Raw genomic sequence first — 18,630 nt, forward strand, 5'->3', positions numbered from 1 at the left:
ATGGCACGACTTTTCGGAACCGACGGGGTTCGCGGTGTGGCCAACACGCAGCTCACGTGCGACCTCGCGTTCAAACTTGGCCAGGCGGCCGTGGCGTTCCAGGGGACCACCATCCTCATCGGCAAGGACACGCGGCTTTCGGGCGATATGCTGGAGTCGTCCGTGGCGGCCGGCATCATGTCGATGGGCGGCACGGCGCTTCTGGCCGGCATCATCCCGACGCCGGCCATCGCCCTTCTGGTGCGCGAGCTGCATTGCGACGGCGGCATCGTGATCTCCGCTTCGCACAATCCGCCGGAGTACAACGGCATCAAGCTGTTCGACGGGCAGGGTTTCAAACTGCCTGACGCGGTGGAGGACGAGATCGAGGCCTTCGTCGCGCGCGGCGGCGCGGCGGCCGACGAGCTGCCGGCCGGCGACGCCGTGGGCGTGGCCCTGCCGGTCGAGGATGCGTGCGAGCTCTACGTCGCGCATGCCGTGTCCACGGTGGCCGACGAAGGCATCGATTTCGCGGGCCTCAAAGTTGCGCTCGATGTGGGTCATGGCGCATCGTGCATGACGAGTCCCGAGGCGCTACGTCGCCTCGGAGCCGAAGTCGCGGTCATCAACGAGGAGTTCGACGGCACCGATATCAACGTGCGGTGCGGTTCCACCCATCTCGAGCCCCTGCGCGAGCTGGTTGCCGCGACTGGCGCGGATGTGGGCATCGCGCACGATGGCGACGCCGACCGCGTGATGCTGGTGGATGCCGAGGGCAACGAGATCGACGGCGACGTGGTGGAGGCCGTGTGCGCTCTCGACCTCAAGGAACGTGGACTCCTTGCCGGCAACACCGCCGTGTCCACGGTCATGTGCAATCTCGGCCTCGCCCATGCGATGCGCGACGCGGGCATCGAGCTCGTCCAAACGAAGGTGGGCGACCGCTATGTGCTTGAGGCCATGCGTGCGGGCGGGTTCGTGCTGGGAGGCGAGCAGAGCGGCCACATGATCTTCCTTGAATACAACTCCACCGGCGACGGCCTGGTCACAGCTTTGCAGTTCCTGGCTGCATGCAGGCGCAGGGGGAAGTCCATCGCCGAAGCCGCCGCGGTCATGACGCGCTTCCCGCAGACGCTCGTCAACGTTCACGTGAATGACAAGCATGCCGTCGACGGCAACGCAGCCGTTCAAGCCGCCGTCAGCGCGGCCGAGGCCGAGCTGGGCGATTCCGGTCGCGTACTATTGCGCCCCTCCGGCACCGAACCCGTTGTTCGCGTTATGGTGGAGGCTGCGAGTGCCGAGGAGGCCGACCGCCACGCGCGCGCCATCGCCGACGTGGTCGAGCGCGAGGTCTAGCAAGGCGTCCCTCGCCATGCTCTCTGCCTCTTCGGAGGGCGGGTCTCGAGCGAATGCTTGCTATTTGCGCTCCAGCGAGCAGCCCTCGAAAAATCCGGAGGGCTGCTCGCCGTGACGTGTAAATCCGCGACGCGTCCTCAAAAGCGCGGGGCGCGCCGCGAAGATCCTCGTTGCATGACTGGTCGATCCGTTCGGCTATCCGAGCTGATGCTTTTACGTATCTCCGAGCGCAGAGGCTGCGTGGGACGAGGGGATAGGAGGTGTCGGACGGCGCTCCCATCACCTCGCAAGGAACCCTAGCGCACGAACTTTGCCAACAGGCGCACGAGCAGGCTCGGTTTGCGGCTTTTGGCCCCTGGGGCGGGATGCTTCGCGAGCGTCTGCTCTGGAGCGCTGGCCGGGATCGTGCCCGTTCGGGGCGGCTCGATCTCGTCGGCTTCGAGCGCCGGATGCGTTGCGGGCTGTGATGCATTCTGTGCACGAGGCGCCTTGGGCGACTGCGTCGCGGGCGATGCTGCACTCTGCACCGATACGCGCGCCGCCTCGGCCGCCCGCGCTGCCGCAAGCGCCGCCGCCTCGGCCGCGGCGGCGGCATCCAGCGCTGCAACTTCGGGCTCCGTGCTTGAAACCGCCAGGGTATCCTCGGCAGCCTCGTTCGCTGCCATGAGCTGAGCTGCGCGCCGACGCGCAGCGTCGCGGGAAGCCTCTTCTTCCGCAGCCTCAAGCCTGCGCTGTTGTGCGCGCCTGATCAGGAACTCCTGTGACTCGAACAGCTCTGTGACGCCGTCGTCGCTTTCTTCGGCGAACGCACCAAGAGGCGTGTAACTCTTGTCCGGCATGAGCTCGCGCAGTTTGGCGGTGTCGCGCATGCACAGATCCAGGTAGCCGACGATCTGGTCACGTAGCTCGTCGTCGAGGATAGGCCAGGCTATCTCGATGCGCTTGTCCATATTGCGCGTCATGAGGTCGGCGCTTGACAGGTACAGCTTCATGTTCTCGCGCGGACCGAATCCGTAGATGCGGCTGTGCTCGAGCAGCCTGCCCACGATGGAGATCACCCGCACGTTGTCGGTGAAGCCCTCAAGCCTCGGCACGATGCACGAGATGCCGCGAACAAACAGCGTCACCGGCACGCCTGCCTGCGACGCTTCGACGATCTTCTCGATCACATCTTTGTCGGTGACGGAGTTCGTCTTGAAGTAGAGCCCGCACGGCTCTCCTGCCCGTGCTCTCTCGATCTCATGGTCGATGCCTGCGATGATCATTGGCTTGATCTGCAGCGGAGCAACCCAGAGGATGTCATAGTTATCGGAGGTATTCTCCAGTCCCATATTGCGGAAGAACTCGGTCGCGTCACGGCCGAACGTCTCGTCGGTCGTGATGAACGACAGGTCGGTGTAGAGCTTCGCTGTCTTCTCGTTGTAGTTGCCCGTGCCCAGCTGCGTGATGTGCTGCAAGCCGCGCTCTGTCTGGCGCGTGATGCAGCAGATCTTCGAGTGCACCTTGAAGTCGCGGAAGCCGTAGATGACGTTGCAGCCGGCCTCTTCGAAACGCTGCGACCACTCGATGTTGTTGCTCTCGTCGAATCGCGCGCGCAGTTCGAACAGCGCAGTCACCTCCTTGCCGTTCTCGGCTGCAGCGATAAGCGCTTCGGCGAGGTGCGACTGGCTGGCTAGGCGGTACAGCGTGATCTTGATGGAGATGACCGACGGGTCGCTTGCCGCCTCCCGCAGAAGCTGCACGAAGGGATCCATGCTCTCGTAGGGGTACGACAGCAACACTTCCTTCTCGAGCACCTGGTCGATGACGGGACGGTTATGGTCGAGGCAGGCGGGCCATTGTGGCGAGAACGGCACGTTTGTCAGTGGTGCGCGCTTCTTTTCCGGCAGGCGTCCGGGAAGCCCGAACGTGTAGCTCATGTCGAGCGGGACCGTGGTTGAGTACACCTGATGCGGCTTGAGGTTCAGCCGCTTGAGCAGGAGCTTGCCGACGGTTGACGAGAGCGGTCGCTCGCTTTCTAGCCTCACGGGCGCCAGACGAGCGCGCTTCTTGAGGATGCGCTTCATGTGCTCGCGGTAGTCCTCGTCGCTTTCGTCGGTGCCCTCGGTGGCGTCGAGGTCGGCATTACGCGTGACGCAAATGACGTTGGTGTGCTTGACCGTGTACATCGAGAATATTTCGGCGGCCACCATCTCGATGGCATGTTCGAGCAGGATGAACTGCATGCCGGACCCTGGCAGCGCGATAACGCGATCGCACTGCCGCGGCATGGGCACGAGGCCCAGCGTCACGCCTTCGGCGCCGAGATTCTTGGCCTTGTCGGTTTTGGCCGGCTTCTCAACCCCTTTGCTCTTCTTGGCGCTCTCTTCTTCGTTGAGGCGCACGACAACGTAAAGCGCGCCGTTCTCAAGGTGGGGGAACGGGTGACGCGCATTGATGATCTGCGGCGAGAGGAACGGCATGACATTTTTGCGCACGTGTTCGGCAAGGAAGGCGCGCTGCTCTTCGGTCAAATCCTCGGGGCGCAGGTGATTCACGCCGTGCTCGGCGAGCAGGTGGCGCACCTGCTCGAACGTGCGCTCTTGGATGGGGTAGAGCTCGTGGCATCGTGCGTAGATGGCGTCGAGTTGCTCGGAGGGGATCATGCCGGACTTCGAGTCGATGATCTGCTTCTTTACAAGCGACAGGTCGGTCAGGCTGCCGACGCGCACCATGAAGAACTCCTGCAGGTTGCTCCAGAAGATGGAGATGAAGTTCAGGCGCTCAAGCAAAGGCACCGTCTCGTCGGCACCCTGGTCGAGCACGCGCTCGTTGAACGTGAGCCATGATAGCTCGCGGTTCTGCATGTAAGGGGCAGCCTTCTGCGCCCCAGCGCTTTCGATGTCTTCGGGCGATCGCCCATCGGGTTCGGCCTGCCGTTCGACGCCAGTGGCGCTTCCAAGGCTGTTCGATGCGTTATCCGATGATGCTGCCGATTCCGAGCCGATCGATGATTGCTTGGCTTCCATGGGCGCTCCCTTCCCGTGCTCTCCCCGTGCCCCTTCGGACCCTCTCGTGCTAGCTCAGCATGCGCTCAATGAGATACCCCTCGCGCACGCCGTATTTGCAGATCTCAAGACGCTCGGCGCCCAGCTCCTCGAAGAGGGCGAGGAGGATGACGCAGCCCGGTACGAGCGTGTGTATGCGCTCCGCTGATGCCTTGAGCGCGGTGTGCGCGAACGTGTCGGGATCCTCATGACACCATTCCAGTATCGCACGAATCTCGTCCGCCGTCATGGATTTCGGCCGGACGATGTCGCCTGCGGCCTGCGCCTGCATCTTGGCGGCGGCGCGAACGCTGCCGCCGATGCCGTAGAGAACCGATGCGCGATAGGCCCGCGCATCCGGAAGCGCTCCCAAACGCGCGCGCAGGCGGCAGGCAATGGCCTCCGACTCTGTAGCGGTCGGCAAGATGCCTCGCACGTAGCGTGCGAATGACGAAAGCGACCCTTGGCCCATGCTTGCGTTGTCGAAGTCGCGTCCTCCGTCAATGCGCGTGAGCTCCGTCGAGCCGCCGCCGATATCCACGAGAGTCCCCCGCTCCACCGTGCGGTCCCACGTTGCGCCCACGAAGCCGAGATGCGCTTCGTCCTGCGCGGATAGCAGCGCGATGGAGAGCCCGGAGCGCTTCTCGATGGCGTCCACGGCCTCCTGGCAGTTCGAAGCATTGCGCAGCACGGCAGTGGCGAAGACATCGAGTCTTCTGCAGTCGAAGTACCGCGCGCGCTTCGCATGGCCCCGCAGCACGCTCGCCGCCTTCTCGATGCCTGCTTCCGTGAAGACGCCGTCGGACACGTAAGCAGCCAGGCCCGCCATTACCTTGTCGTTGATAAGGCTTTTGAAGCTCTTGGGCGCACAGTCTCCGGGGCCGTTCCCCTTCACCTCGTACACGACGAGGCGGATCGAGTTCGATCCAAGGTCTATCACTCCGTAGTTCGGCATAGCGCCATCCTGTCCGGCCGGTCGTATCGGCGTGGCGAGTCGGGTTCGCTTCCTTTCCATTGTAGACAAAAGCGGCCTTCGCCGGTCAGGGTTTTCGAATCCGACGATTATGTTTTACCGAATTTTGACGAAAGCCGCCGAAGTGCGCATTGCCGACGTGCTGCAAACCTGATCCGGTCCGGGATTCTGCGACGAGGGAAGGCGAGCTTGGGCGCATCTCGATGAGGAGGCCGATATCCGCACGTGATCGTAAGGATGCGCTGGGTTGGCCTCAAGCATCTACGTGCAGGAGGCCCGCAAGGCTGTGCTATGATGGGGTCTTGATCTCGGAAGAGGGGAGACCGACCCATGCTGGAAACCGTGGATTTCTCGCTGGAACCGTTGGCGAAAGAGGAGTACAAGGTTCGTCGCGACAAGCTCATGGAGCAGCTCGTGGTTCTGCAGCAGCAGGCGCGGCAGCAGGGCGTGGGTCTCGTTGTCTTGTTCGAGGGCTGGAACGGCGCCGGCAAGGGCAGCCGCATCTCCGACCTCATGTTCAATCTCGATGCGCGTGCGACGTCCGTGGCCGTGACGGAGGATCTCGATATCGAAGCGGCCCGCACGTTCGCCGGCGCACCCTACGGCGTGACGGGCTTTTATCCGGTCATGCAGAAGTTCTGGGAGGAACTCGGTCCGCGGGGCAACATCACATTCTACGATCGCGGCTGGTACACGGCCGCGACGCAGCACATGCTCTACACCGAATTCGGGGACCTGTCCCTCGACGAGGTACGCGAGAAGCATAAGGGCGCGGACGACACCCGGAAGGACAAGCGCGAGAAGAAGGGACCGGCGGCGCTCGTCGCCCAGGCGCGCGATGAACGGCAAAGCGACGCGCTGCGTCGCTATCTCACATCCGTTGCGGATTTCGAGCAGCAGCTTGTCGACGACGGGTACCTGGTGGTGAAGTTCTTCGTCCATGTGACGCAGGAAGCCCAGGAGAAGCGTCTTTTGCGCTTGCGCAACGATCCGGCGACGCGCTGGCGCGTCAGCAAAGAGAAGCTTGCGAGTGCGCGCAACTACGCCCAGGCCTATCGGCTCTACGACAACCTGTTGGAGGGCAGCGACTTCTCGTACGCCCCTTGGCATCTGCTCAATGGCGAAGACAAGCGCCGCGCCAATCTCGAGATCGCTGAAACCTTGGTGCTGGAATTGGAGAAAGCGCTCTCGGCCCAACCCGACGAGGATGCCTCCGCGGCTGCGGCCAAGGCGCAGGCGAACTCCTCGGGCGCGATCGAGGAAGCGCCGCTGTTTGGCCGTCCGTCCGAGGAAGAGGCGCGCATTCGGAAAGAGGCCGAGCGCGAAGCCGCCGAGGCGAGCGCCCGCGCTCCGCGCGCCTCGAAGTTCCGCCTGATCGAGAAGCCTCCTCGGCTCGACGAGGTGGACCACTCCCTTATCCTCGATCCCGATGCGTACAAGGTCGCACTTAAACGAGAGCAAAAGCGGCTGAACCGGCTTGAGATGGAGATGTACCAGAAGCGCATTCCTCTTATGATCATGTACGAGGGCTGGGACGCTGCTGGCAAAGGCGGCAGCATCAAGCGCGTGGCGCAGGCGCTCGATGCGCGCGCCTACACGATCTTCCCGAGTCCCGCGCCTACAAAGCCCGAGCTCATGCACCCCCACCTGTGGCGCTATTGGACACGCCTGCCAAAGGCGGGGCACGTGGGCATATACGATCGCAGCTGGTATGGGCGCGTGCTGGTTGAACGCGTGGAGGGTTTTGCTGCGCCTTCCGAATGGGCGCGCGCCTACGACGAGATAAACGAGTTCGAGCTTGAACTTGTGCGTTGGGGAGCCATCCTCTTGAAGTTCTGGGTGGACGTGAGTCCTGAGGAGCAGCTGCAGCGTTTCCATGATCGACAGAACGATCCGGCCAAGCGGTGGAAGATAACCGATGAGGATTGGCGCAACCGCGATAAGTATCCCCAGTACAAAGCAGCAGTAGAGGATATGTTCCGCCTTACATCCACACCGTTCGCCCCCTGGATCGTGCTCGAAAGCGATGACAAGCGTCATGCGCGGGTCAAAGCGCTCAAAATAATCAACGAGGCCCTAGAAGCGCGCTTGCGCGAAAACTGAGATCGCGTTACTATGGGCTGCAACACTTGAGCGACCGTGCGCTTTCGAGCGCTTGAACAAAAAGGGGTAATCAGCATGTCGATATTTGGATTCGATGTTCCCATGGAGGCCATCTGGATTATCGTGGCCGTCATCGTGCTCATCATCATCGCGTTCATTGCGAAGGGATTCATCGACGAGATGAAGAAGTAGGCGTACGGGCCCTGTCGGTCGCGATAATTGCGCTTTTGTTTGCATTACGCCCCCTTTCCGGGGGCGTTTGTTTATTATGATACCGATCCGGCAAGGTGAGCCTGCAGAGGCAAGGAACGTCTCGCGGCATCCCTTCCACGACGATCGTTCGAAAGGTGGATATGGTCGAATCTCGACAGCATCCCGATCCTCCCCGGCGTGAACGTCCGGCGCGGGATCGTTCTGACGCGAGAGCCGGCGCCCCGGCGCCGCGCAGCGTGCGGCCTGCGGCTGGTCCTGCGAAGCCTGGGCATGTGGCAGGCGGAGCCGGTGCGAGTCGTTCTGCAGCGGGCCGACAAAGCGCGACGCGGCCCGTCGCTCGCCAGGGGGCGCATCGGGCCGCAGAATCACCGCAGGGAGCATTCCGCGCAGTGCAGCCGGGCAGTAGGAGGGGAATGGGCGCAAGCCGGCATTCCTCGGGAGCGCCTCGTAAGAAGGGCGGTCCGTGGCGTGTCGTATTCTGGATTGCGCTCGTTGTGCTCGTGGCGTCGCTTGCATCGCTTGGCGCTCTTATCTTCAGCTACTGGCAGGGGCAAAGCTCCTATGAAGAACTAGCCGAACAGGAGTTCACGGCGCCCGACGACATCGAAGGCGCGAGTCTGGCTGATTTTTCCGTCGACTGGGATGCATTGCGCGCGATTAATCCTGATATTGTGGGTTGGGTGTTCGTGCCCGGTTCGGAGATAAACTATCCCATCGTGCATACGGCCGACAACGAATACTATCTTACGCACGACTTCAAAGGGACCGAGGGCTTTCTTGCCAAGCACGGCGCCATCTTCCTCGCGGCTGAGAACGAGGGCGATTTCTCCGATCCGAACAACCTCGTCTACGGCCACAACATGCGCGACGGCTCCATGTTCGCCTCCATCACCGGCATGACCGACCAAGCGCGTTTCGACGAGCTTCGCACCGTGTACATCCTCACGCCACAGGGAAACTACCGTCTGCGGACGTTTTCGCTCGTGCATTGCGCGGCCGACGATCCGCTCGCTCAAATGACGTTTTCGAGCGAGGAAGAGCGCGTGTCGTACGTCCAGGACAAGATGGACCGGTCGGTGGTCCAGGCCTCTGACATTCCAGCTGCCTCTGACACGACGAAGACCTTCGCATTCTCCACATGCGACAGCCTTCCCACTGACGGGCGCTACGTGCTGTTCGCATCCGTTGTAGAGAGTACGTTCGCTGCTTCCGCAGATGGGGGCGCAGCTCCTGTCGACCCTGACGACCCTGCAGCCGTCGACGGCGCGTCGAAGGAGGCGACTTCGTGAGCGGATCGGTGCTACCAGGTGGGCGTCCCGACCGCCCGGAAGAGGAGTGTGCCGTGTTCGGCGTGTTCGCCCCCGGCGAGGACGTTGCCCGCATGGCCTGCTTCGGGCTGCAGGCGCTGCAGCACCGCGGGCAGGAGAGCGCCGGCATCGCCGTGGGCGACGGCGAGACCGTGATGGCGGCGAAGGACCTGGGCCTGGTGACGCAGGTGTTCGACGAGGCTACCCTCGCGGCGCTCGAGGGCTTTGTGGCCGTGGGCCATGCCCGTTACTCCACGAGTGGCGGTGCCGCGTCGTGGGAGGCTGCCCAGCCGCACATCTCGGCTATCGACGACGTGCTCATTGCGCTGGCGCACAACGGCACGCTTGTGAACACGAGCCGCCTGCGCGCCCGCCTCGTGGACGAGGGCGTGCAGTTCCGCTCGAACACCGACAGCGAAGTGGCCGCGAAGGTTATCGGCCAGGTGACGCGGGCCACGCACCACCTGCGCAACGGCATCCGCCGCGCCATGGAGGATCTGTCGGGCGCCTACGCCATGGTGCTGGCCAGCCCCGACTCGCTCTACGCGTTCCGCGACCCGAACGGCATCCGCCCGCTGTGCATCGGCGAGCTGCCGGACGGCCGCGGCTGGGTGGTGTCCAGCGAGACGTGCGGGCTGGACATCGTGGGCGCGCGCTACGTGCGCGACGTCGCCCCGGGCGAGATCGTGCGTTTCAACGAGGACGGCATGCACGCTGAGCAGGGCGTTCCCGCAGGCAGGCCGGCCGCGTGCATCTTCGAGTACGTGTACTTCGCCCGCCCCGACAGCGTGATCGACGGGCAGAGCGTGTACCAGGCCCGCCGCAGCATGGGGCGCATCCTGGCGCAGGAGGCGCCCGTGGAGGCCGACCTCGTGCTGGGCGTGCCCGACTCGGGCGTGCCGCCGGCCCTCGGGTTCGCGGCCGAGAGCGGCATCCCGTATGCCGACGGCATCGTGAAGAACCGCTACGTGGGCCGCACGTTCATCGAGCCCACCCAGGCCATGCGGCAGCTGGGCATTCGCCTGAAGCTGAACCCGCTGCGCTCGGTGATCGAGGGGCAGCGCCTCGTGGTCATCGACGACAGCATCGTGCGCGGCAACACTTCCAAGAAGCTCGTGCAGATGCTGCGCGACGCGGGGGCGGCGGAGGTGCACCTGCGCATTGTGAGCCCGGAGGTCAGGTGGCCGTGCTTCTACGGCATCGACACCGACACGCGCGACCAGCTTATCGCGGCGAACATGACGCTTGACGAGATGAACGCGTGGATCGGCTCGGATACGCTCGCGTTCATCTCGCTCGCGGGTCTGCGAGCCGCCGTGCCCGACGCGCGGTGCCAGGGGTTCTGCGATGCCTGCTTCACCGGGGACTATCCGGTGGCCGTTCCCGAGGCGGCGGCTCGCAAGAGTGGTGCGACGATGAGGCGTGACGCGAGCGAGGATGCCTGATAAGGTGTGCCAAGTGCGTTGCGCATACATGGACACTGTGGAAAAGACGGCACTCGTTTTTGGGTAGCCGAGCGAATGAAGGGGGCGGCAGCACGCCAGCCCAGGATGCAAGGAGCAAGAATGACCGAAAGAATAACCGTGAGCCCGGCCGATGCAGACGATGCTCCCGCGATGCCCAGCTGGATGGACGAGGAGGCCACGACCTACGCGCAGGCGGGCGTAGACACGGCCGAGGGCGCGCGTGCCGTGGACGCCATCAAGGGCGTCGTGCACGACACGTACCGGCCCGAGGTGGTGGGCGACATCGGCGGTTTCGGCGGACTGTTCTCCATCGCAGCGGCCAAGGACATGGACGACCCGCTGCTGGTGAGCGGAACCGACGGCGTGGGCACGAAGCTCAAGGTGGCCCAGCTGGCCGGCAAGCACGACACGGTGGGCATCGACCTCGTGGCCATGTGCGCGAACGACATCCTGGCCACGGGCGCCGAGCCGCTGTTCTTCCTGGACTACGTGGCCATCGGTAAGCTCAAGGCCGAGAACGTGGCCGAGATCGTGGCGGGCATCGGCGAGGGCTGCAAGCAGGCCGGCTGCGCGCTCATCGGCGGCGAGATGGCCGAGCACCCTGGCGTGATGGATCCGGACGACTACGACCTGTCCGGCTTCTGCGTGGGCGTGGTGGATCGCGCCAAGATGCTCGATCCGACGGCTGTGCGCGAGGGCGACGTGCTGATCGGCCTGGCGTCGAGCGGCCTGCACTCCAACGGCTACTCGCTGGCGCGCAAGGTGTGCGTGGAGGGCAAGACCCACTACGAGCTGCGCATCGAGCGCGAGGAGCTGGGCGGCGCCAGCCTGCAGGACGCGCTTCTGGTGCCCACGCGCATCTACGTGAAGCCCGTGCGTGCCGTGCTGGACGCGTGCCCCGGCGCCGTGCGCGCACTTGCGCACATCACGGGCGGCGGCATTTCCGAGAACCTCGACCGCGCGCTGCCGAAGACCTGCGACGCCGAGGTGGACCTGGGCACGTGGCCGGTGCCTGCCATCGCGTCGTTCGTGTGCGATGCGGCGCATCTCGACGAGGCCGAGGCGCTCAAGACGTTTAACATGGGTCTCGGCATGGTCTTGATCGTCGACCCCGAGCGCGCCGGCGAGGTGGAGGCTGCCCTGGCCAAGGCCGGCGAGGCCACGTACCGCGTGGGCCGCATCGTGGCCGGCGAGGGCAAGGTCCGCTACGCGAACGACGGCGCGCTGTACGGGTACGAGGAGTAAGGCCCAAAGAGGGCAACGGTTCGGAGATTCCGTACAGGCGCCCTCCGCGCCGATGCGGCATGAAACCATCGGAAGTCTTGAGCCGTCTCACGGCGAGGATCGAGGAGGACTTTTCGCAAAAGGCCAGGTCGTTTCGAGGGACTTTACGCTGAGGCCAAGCGATTCTTCCGAATTCGATGATTTTCTGCCACCTTCGGTCTATGGGCGTTAACGGGGATCGATCGGCTCCTCTTAGAAGCCGTGGTGGAGCTTGGGCCTGACAGCCTTCCGAACGCGGCAGAACCTAGGCTCGGCAGTCTGCCCGAATGAGGTGAGGGGGCGGGTCGAAGCGAAGGAGATGAGCATGGAGAAGCTTAAGATCGGGGTGCTGCTTTCCGGCGGCGGCACGAACCTGCAGGCCATTATCGACGCGATTGCGGACGACGGACTGCCGGTGGAGGTCGTGCGGGCAGTATCGTCGCGGCCGGACGCTTACGGCATCGAGCGCGCGAAGGCGGCGGGCATTCCCGTGACCGTGCTCAACCGCGACGTGTACGCCGACCCGGAGGCGGCCGACGCGTGCATCGTGGCTGAACTGCGCGAGGCGGGGACGGAATACGTGGTCATGGCGGGTTACATGCGCAAGGTCACGCCGGTCATGCTGGGCGCGTTCCCGAACCGGGTGCTCAATCTGCATCCGGCGTTGCTGCCCTCGTTCAAGGGTGCGCATGCTATTCGCGAAGCCTTCGATGCGGGCGTGAAGGTGACGGGCATCACGGTCCACTTCGCGAACGAGGACTACGACAAGGGCCCCATCGTGGCGCAGCGCGCCGTGGAGGTGCGCGAGGACGACACGCTTGAGTCCCTCGAGGCGCGCATCCACGATGCCGAGCACGCGCTGTACCCCGAGGTGCTGCGCCTCGTGGCCGAGGGCCGCGTGAGCGTGGGTGAGGACCGCAAAGTGCATATCGCCCCTGCCTGACGTTCGCTTTCCCTGTCCGGTCGTGCGAATGCGCGTCTGACGTGTAGGTCCCCTCTTCCGGCGCGCGGGGAGGGGCATGCGGTATTCGGCCGTGTCCAGCGCGCAGCTTGCAATCGTGTTTGTCGATCGTAAGGAGCCCTGCTCATGAACAAGGAAACGCTGCAAATCATTGTCGACGACCTGCGGGCGGGGCGTACGCCCCGGCTCTCGCTCGAGGATTTCCCGTGCTTCTCGGCCGAGGCGCTCGAGGGCAACCAGCATGTGGACCCGTCGTACCTTGACGTGGTTGCCGCGAGCTTGACTGCAGCCGATGCCCCCACGTTCGAGCGCGCTCTGCGCGCGATGGAGGAGGGCGACCTCGCCTGGCTTGGCTTCAAGGTGGTCTACGACGCTGCCGAGGCCCAGGCCAACACCGACAACGAGGTGACGAAGAAGTACGGCGACGTGGGCTCTGCCGATGGCGAGCCGCTCGTGTTCTTCTGCAACGACGCCAAGGAAATCGTGGCCTCGCGCCCGTTCAGCCCGCGCGATACGTTCCAGATGAAGGACGCCACGCGCGGTCCCTCGATGCATAACGAGCAGTTCGAGGGCCTTACCTGGCTCTCCGTGCCGTTGTTCGACCAGGTGCAGGTGTGGCTGCTCGGCGCGTCGGACGCCGCGAGCGAAGTGGCGGCGCTTGCCGACCACGTGGGCTTCTCGGTCACTGTGGTGGACTACGATCCCGCCTATCTGAGCGAGGCACGCTTTCCGCGGGCGCGCCGCATCGTGCTGCCCGGCGGCACCTTCGACGGGCTGGCCGGGCTCGCCTGCGCGCCGGAGGACTACGTGTGCGTGCTCACGCGCGGCCACATGTTCGACCCCGAGGGCTGCGTGTGGGCAACCAGGCATCGCGCGCACTATGTGGGCATGATGGGCTGCAAAGGCAAGAACGATACCGTGCACGGCCTTGTGCTGGCCAAGGGCGGCACCGAGGAGGACTGGCAGCGCGTGAAGCGCCCCATCGGCCTCGAGTTCGGCGCGAAGACGCCCGCCGAGCTGGCCATCGCCATCGTCGCCGAGCTGGTGGACGTGCGCTACCGCGAGCGCTACGGCGAGGAAGCGCGCGAGCGCCACGAGAAAAGCCTGGGCCGGTAGGAATCGGGGTCACCCGGCTGCTTCGGAGTATTTTCCGCAGCTCATCGCCTTGCAGAGCAGATCGTTGGCGCGGCGTGACGTTTCGACCAGCTGCCGCCGCTCTTGGTCGGTGAGCGCTTGCAGTTCCTGGGAAATGCGCTGGTCGACGAAATCGAAGTAGTCGAGCAACAGTCGGGTTCCCGCACAGGTGAGCGACACGGTGACGGTGCGGCGATTCTCCTCGTTATGGCGGCGCTCCACATATCCGGCTTTCACCAGAGGCTGCACCGCCCGGGTTGCCTGCTCTCGCGAAACGGCGATGCGCTGGGCCAGCTCGCCCATGTTGGCGGCCCCCAGCTCGTTGATGGTGCACATGATCATGATTTGCGACTTGGTGAGATCCGCTTGTCCGGAAAACAGCGTATGCTTTATGAGTCCTTGATACGCGAAGAAGGCGCCGATGATCTCCCCGTGTTCCTCGCGCTGGGTGAGGGTGTCGCTGCCATCGTCTCTCGAATCCCTTGAACCGCGCTTCGAAGCAATCATGGAATTTTCCTCCGTGGCCGTTGCCATATCGAAGATGTCTACTATAATAGCGGAACATCAATATTTGATTTATATCAAGTATAGCACGGATAGAGACAGGTTGCTTGCAACAGCCGAGAAACACATTGCAAGCATTGCCGAACTATCGAAGGCTGCCAAACCAGGCAGCCTTTCTGTATCGGAAACCGTATCCGGTCGGGCGGCCGGACGGAGGGAGAGCGCACTTCATGGGTCTTACAAGAAAACAAGCGGTCATGGTGGCGGTGATGTTGGGCGGTACGTTTCTTGCCGTCTTGAACCAGACGCTGCTGTCGCCTGCGATTCCGTCCATCATGGCCGATTTCGGCATTTCGGCGCCCACGGCGCAATGGCTGATGTCGGGCTATTCGTTGGTGGAAGCCATCATCATCCCGCTGTCGGCGTACTTGATCGGGCGATTCTCCACCCGCAAACTGTTTATCACGAGTTTCGCGCTGTTCGCCGCGGGTAGCGCGCTGGCTGCCTGGGGCCCGGACTTCGTCGTGGTCATGGCGGGTCGCATCCTACAGGCCGCGGGCACAGGCGTGGTCATGCCCATGGTGTTCACCGTGATCATTCTGCTGTTCCCGCGCGAGAAGCGCGGCGTCGCCATGGGCCTGATCGGCCTGTTGATCGGCTTCGCGCCTGCCATAGGGCCTGCAGTTTCGGGCTTGCTGGTGGACTCTGTGGGCTGGCATGTGCTGTTCATGATCGTGACGGTGCTGGCCGTGGTCGTGCTGGTGCTAGGCGTATTCGCGCTGGAGAACTACGGCGACTTCGAGCGCACGACACTCGATGTGCCGTCGGTGCTGATGAGCTCGGTTGGCCTGGTGTGCTTGCTCTACGGCCTGTCGTCGTTCTCGTCGGCTGGCAACCTTGCCGTCCCGGCGGCGTTGATCGTGGCCGGTGCGGCGGTGCTGGCGCTGTTCGTCCGTCGTCAGACGAAGCTCGACAACCCCATGCTGCAGGTGGGCGTGTTGGGGACCGTGCGATACCGCATCGCCGTCATCTGCATCGTGACGCTGCAAGCCGTGCTTATCGGCCTTTCGTCGGCCCTGCCGCTGTTCATCCAGAACGTGTGCGGCTATTCCGCCACCGTCAGCGGCTTTATCGTGCTGCCAGGCGCGCTGTTCGGCGCGGTGATGTCGATGTTCGCCGGGCGCATCTTCGACAAGCGCGGCGTTCGCGGCGTGGTGGTAGGCGGCAGCTTGGTGATGCTGGCGGGCGCGGTATGTCTGTTCCTTCTGCCGGCCGCCGCGGGCGTGCTGTTCATCGCGGGCGCGAACGCCGTGCTCATCTTGGGCTTGCAGGCGTCTATGACCCCGCTCAACACCTGGGGCATCAATTCGCTCGACAACCGCGTCATCCAGCATGCGAACGCGCTTTCCAACACGTTGAACCAGGTGGCGGCTTCGTTCGGCACGGCACTGCTCATATCGGTGTCGGCCATGGGCTCCGTCGTGGCCCCGCAGGCGGGCGCGGCCGAGCAGCTGTACGCGGGCTATCACCTGTCGTTCGCCGTCGTCATGGTTCTGGCCGTCTGCTTGCTGCTGGTGGTGCTGGCGTTCGTGCGCGACAAGCGGAGCGCGCCCGCGAAAGCGGCGCCTCAAGCCGTTGCGGCCCAAGACGATGATGCGATTCTGGTGAAAGCTGCGATGAATCGCGACGCAAGCTGGATTTCTCAGACGGCTTCCGTCCGCGAGGCGCTGCTTGAAATCGCGAAGGCTGATACGAGCGGGCTGCCCGTGGTGGACGCCCGCCAGCGCGTGGTCGGCTTTATCTCCGACGGAGATATCATGAACTACCTGGGAAAAGACGATAGAAGTGTGGACACGGCGCTGTTCATGTACCGCTTCGTCGACGACGAGAAGCTCCAGTCGCGCCTGGCGTCGCTGCTCGACAAGAACGTGATGGAGCTTGCCACCAAGCGCGTCGTCACGGTCGAAAGCTCGATGGACTTGGGCGAAGCCTGCCGCGTGCTGGCTGAGCGTCGCATCAAGAAGGTGCCCGTGGTGGACGGCGGCAGGCTGGTCGGGGCGCTCAGCCGTCGCAACATCGTCCGGAACGTGGTCGAGGGTCTCTCGTAAGGGGGGGATCCGCCTGCGGATCGGCATCGTGTCGCGCGCAAGCCGCAGGCGTCGCGGGCATTGCGGTAGCCGATGAAGCTACGAGCGTCGCGCGAATGCGGGAATCGTGTCCGGTGTCGGGATTATTCCGAACCGCCCTTCTCGGGCAGGCGGCTGTCATGGTATTCTGCGCAACAGAGAGACGCGTCGTGACTGACGGGCTAACGTGGGGCACCACGGGGAAGCGGCGCGCACATACAAGCCGACCGTCTGGGCAAGCCGTTCGAATAGGAGCAGCTTGCCTTTTTTCATGCATGGGCGGCGGACGGAGCGGACGGCTGGCGAACGCGAAAGACAAGGAGAGCTGATGCACAAACTCATCGAACTGTTGGAAGGCAACCCGTACCCCGGACGGGGCATCGTGGTCGGCAAGGACCGCGTATACTATTTCATCATGGGCCGCAGCCGGAACAGCCGCAACCGCATCTTCGTGGAAACGGACGACGGCATCCGCACCGAAGCCCACGACCCGGCCCTGCTGGAGGATCCCAGCCTCATCATCTACCACCCGGTGCGCGCAATGGGCGATGCGCTCGTGGTCACCAACGGCGATCAGACCGACACCATCGTGGATGCCGGCGATTTCCGCGCCGGCTGCATGGCGCGCGAATTCGAGCCGGACGCGCCCAACTTCACGCCGCGGATCTCGTCGATCGTCTACGCGGACGGCTCGTTCGAGCTCTCCATCCTGAAGCACCAGCCATCGGGCCGCTGCCTGCGCGAGTTCTTCGCCTACGAGGGCTGCGACGAGGGTACAGGCTACTTCATCAGTACGTACCAGGGCGACGGCGATCCCCTTCCCACCTTCGCAGGCGAGCCGGTGGAAGTGGTTCTCCCCGAACCCGACGCGATATGGCGCGCGCTTGACCCAGACAACAAGGTGTCGCTGTATGCCAACGTGGCAGGTAGCGTGACCTTGTACAACAAGAACCTCGGCGACTAACGAAGGAGACGCAAACCCTATGAACGAGCTGGAATTGAAGTACGGCTGCAATCCCAACCAGAAGCCCTCGCGCATATTCATGAAGGATGGCTCCGATCTGCCCATCGAGGTGCTGAACGGCAAGCCAGGCTACATCAACTTTCTGGATGCCTTCAACTCCTGGCAGCTGGTGCGCGAGCTCGCGCAGGCCACGGGTTTGCCGTCGGCTGCATCATTCAAGCACGTGTCGCCGGCAGGTGCGGCGGTGGGCCGGCCGCTCTCTGATGTCGAGCGGCAGGTGTACTTCGTGGACGAAAGGGGCGACCTCAGTCCCATCGCCTGCGCCTACATTCGCGCGCGCGGCGCCGACCGTTTGTGCTCGTACGGCGATTGGGCGGCCTTGAGCGAGGTGTGCGACGCCGACGTGGCCCGTTACCTGAAGACGGAGGTGTCCGACGGCATCATTGCCCCCGGCTATACCGACGAGGCGCTCGAGATTCTCAGGACCAAGAAGGGCGGCAAGTACAATGTCGTGCGCATCGATGCGGACTACGTTCCCGTCGAAGCCGAGCGCAAGGACGTGTTCGGCATCACCTTCGAACAAGGTCGCAACAACTTCGAGATCAACGAAGCGCTGCTGGAGAATGTGGTGACCGAAAACAAGGACGTGCCCGCATCCGCCAAGATCGACATGATGGTGGCGCTCATCACGCTGAAGTACACGCAGTCTAACTCCGTGTGCTATGTGAAGGACGGCCAGGCCATCGGCGTGGGCGCCGGGCAGCAGAGTCGCATCCACTGCACGCGCCTGGCGGGGAACAAGGCCGACAATTGGTGGCTGCGCCAGCATCCGAAGGTGCTCGGCCTGCAGTTCGTCGACGGCATTCGCCGGCCCGATCGCGACAACGCCATCGACGTGTACACCTCCGACGAGTGGGAGGACGTGCTGCGCGAGGGAGAATGGCAGCGGGTGTTCGCCGTGAAGCCCGAGCCACTGACCGCTGCGGAGAAGAAGGAATGGGCTGCCACGTTGGAGGACGTGACGGTGGGATCCGACGCGTTCTTTCCGTTCGGTGATAACGTGGAACGCGCGCGCAAGTCGGGCGCGGCCTACATCGTCGAGCCGGGCGGCTCCATCCGCGATGACAACGTGATCGAGGCGGCGAACAAGTACGGCATTGCCATGGCCTTCACGGGCATGAGGCTGTTCCATCACTAGGCTGCTTGCGGGTGCAGGAGCCCGCGTTCGCCGGAGCCCCTTGCGCCTTTGGCAGTC

13 protein-coding genes and 1 riboswitch are annotated in these 18,630 nt (G+C 64.0%); of the genes, 10 read left to right on the top strand and 3 right to left on the bottom strand.

Features of this window, described 5'->3' with window-relative positions:
* A complete protein-coding gene (gene glmM, locus ABGT83_RS00245) occupies positions 1–1,335 on the top strand; it encodes a phosphoglucosamine mutase (RefSeq protein ID WP_103264088.1) in 1,335 nt (444 codons plus the stop codon).
* A gap of 296 nt (positions 1,336–1,631) precedes the next feature.
* Here glmM and ppk1 read toward each other — a convergent pair whose 3' ends face one another.
* Together ppk1 and ABGT83_RS00255 are read right to left on the bottom strand one after the other, a co-directional pair.
* Positions 1,632–4,343, bottom strand: a complete 2,712-nt coding sequence (ppk1, locus tag ABGT83_RS00250) for a polyphosphate kinase 1 (protein ID WP_346685418.1) — start codon at positions 4,341–4,343, stop codon at positions 1,632–1,634.
* Between the two features lie 49 nt (positions 4,344–4,392).
* Positions 4,393–5,316, bottom strand: a complete 924-nt coding sequence (locus ABGT83_RS00255) for an exopolyphosphatase (RefSeq protein ID WP_346685420.1) — start codon at positions 5,314–5,316, stop codon at positions 4,393–4,395.
* Between the two features lie 348 nt (positions 5,317–5,664).
* On the opposite strand from ABGT83_RS00255, the gene ABGT83_RS00260 reads away from it, so the two are divergent.
* From ABGT83_RS00260 to ABGT83_RS00285, 6 genes are all read left to right on the top strand, one after another.
* Entirely contained in the window at positions 5,665–7,437 is a 1,773-nt protein-coding gene (locus ABGT83_RS00260; protein WP_346685422.1) for a polyphosphate--AMP phosphotransferase, read from the top strand.
* Between the two features lie 626 nt (positions 7,438–8,063).
* Positions 8,064–8,939, top strand: coding sequence for a class B sortase (srtB, locus tag ABGT83_RS00265; protein ID WP_346685424.1), 876 nt, complete (start codon positions 8,064–8,066; stop codon positions 8,937–8,939).
* Positions 8,936–10,402 (top strand): amidophosphoribosyltransferase, encoded by a 1,467-nt coding sequence (purF, locus tag ABGT83_RS00270; protein WP_103264093.1) that lies wholly within the window; start codon positions 8,936–8,938, stop codon positions 10,400–10,402. The genes srtB and purF overlap by 4 nt, the downstream gene beginning before the upstream one ends.
* A 120-nt stretch (positions 10,403–10,522) precedes the next feature.
* Positions 10,523–11,668 (top strand): phosphoribosylformylglycinamidine cyclo-ligase, encoded by a 1,146-nt coding sequence (gene purM / locus ABGT83_RS00275; protein ID WP_103264094.1) that lies wholly within the window; start codon positions 10,523–10,525, stop codon positions 11,666–11,668.
* 343 nt (positions 11,669–12,011) lie between these two features.
* Positions 12,012–12,629: a phosphoribosylglycinamide formyltransferase gene (purN, locus tag ABGT83_RS00280; protein ID WP_103264095.1), complete on the top strand. Its 618-nt coding sequence runs from the start codon at positions 12,012–12,014 to the stop codon at positions 12,627–12,629.
* Between the two features lie 144 nt (positions 12,630–12,773).
* The gene (locus tag ABGT83_RS00285) at positions 12,774–13,763 is read left to right on the top strand and encodes an XdhC family protein (RefSeq protein WP_346685427.1); all 990 of its coding nucleotides are present in this window, start codon (positions 12,774–12,776) and stop codon (positions 13,761–13,763) included.
* A 9-nt stretch (positions 13,764–13,772) separates the two neighbouring features.
* Here the strand turns inward: ABGT83_RS00285 and ABGT83_RS00290 are convergent, their stop codons facing one another.
* Positions 13,773–14,288 carry a MarR family winged helix-turn-helix transcriptional regulator gene (locus ABGT83_RS00290; protein WP_157938916.1) on the bottom strand — a complete coding sequence of 172 codons (516 nt, stop codon included), beginning with the start codon at positions 14,286–14,288 and terminating at the stop codon, positions 13,773–13,775.
* A gap of 227 nt (positions 14,289–14,515) precedes the next feature.
* Between ABGT83_RS00290 and ABGT83_RS00295 the strand changes: the two genes are divergently transcribed.
* The 3 genes from ABGT83_RS00295 (at position 14,516) to ABGT83_RS00305 (ending at position 18,573) form a co-directional block, all read left to right on the top strand.
* Entirely contained in the window at positions 14,516–16,393 is a 1,878-nt protein-coding gene (locus ABGT83_RS00295) for an MDR family MFS transporter (RefSeq protein ID WP_346685429.1), read from the top strand.
* A 178-nt stretch (positions 16,394–16,571) separates the two neighbouring features.
* Positions 16,572–16,655, top strand: a riboswitch (ZMP/ZTP riboswitch).
* Between the two features lie 84 nt (positions 16,656–16,739).
* On the top strand, positions 16,740–17,375 hold the full coding sequence (locus tag ABGT83_RS00300; protein ID WP_103264099.1) for an IMP cyclohydrolase: 636 nt from the start codon (positions 16,740–16,742) through the stop codon (positions 17,373–17,375).
* Positions 17,376–17,394: 19 nt separating this feature from the next.
* A complete protein-coding gene (locus ABGT83_RS00305) occupies positions 17,395–18,573 on the top strand; it encodes a phosphoribosylaminoimidazolecarboxamide formyltransferase (protein ID WP_103264100.1) in 1,179 nt (392 codons plus the stop codon).
* Positions 18,574–18,630: the final 57 nt, after the last annotated feature.

Source organism: Enteroscipio rubneri, assembly GCF_963929405.1.
Taxonomy (GTDB): Bacteria; Actinomycetota; Coriobacteriia; order Coriobacteriales; family Eggerthellaceae; genus Enteroscipio; species Enteroscipio rubneri.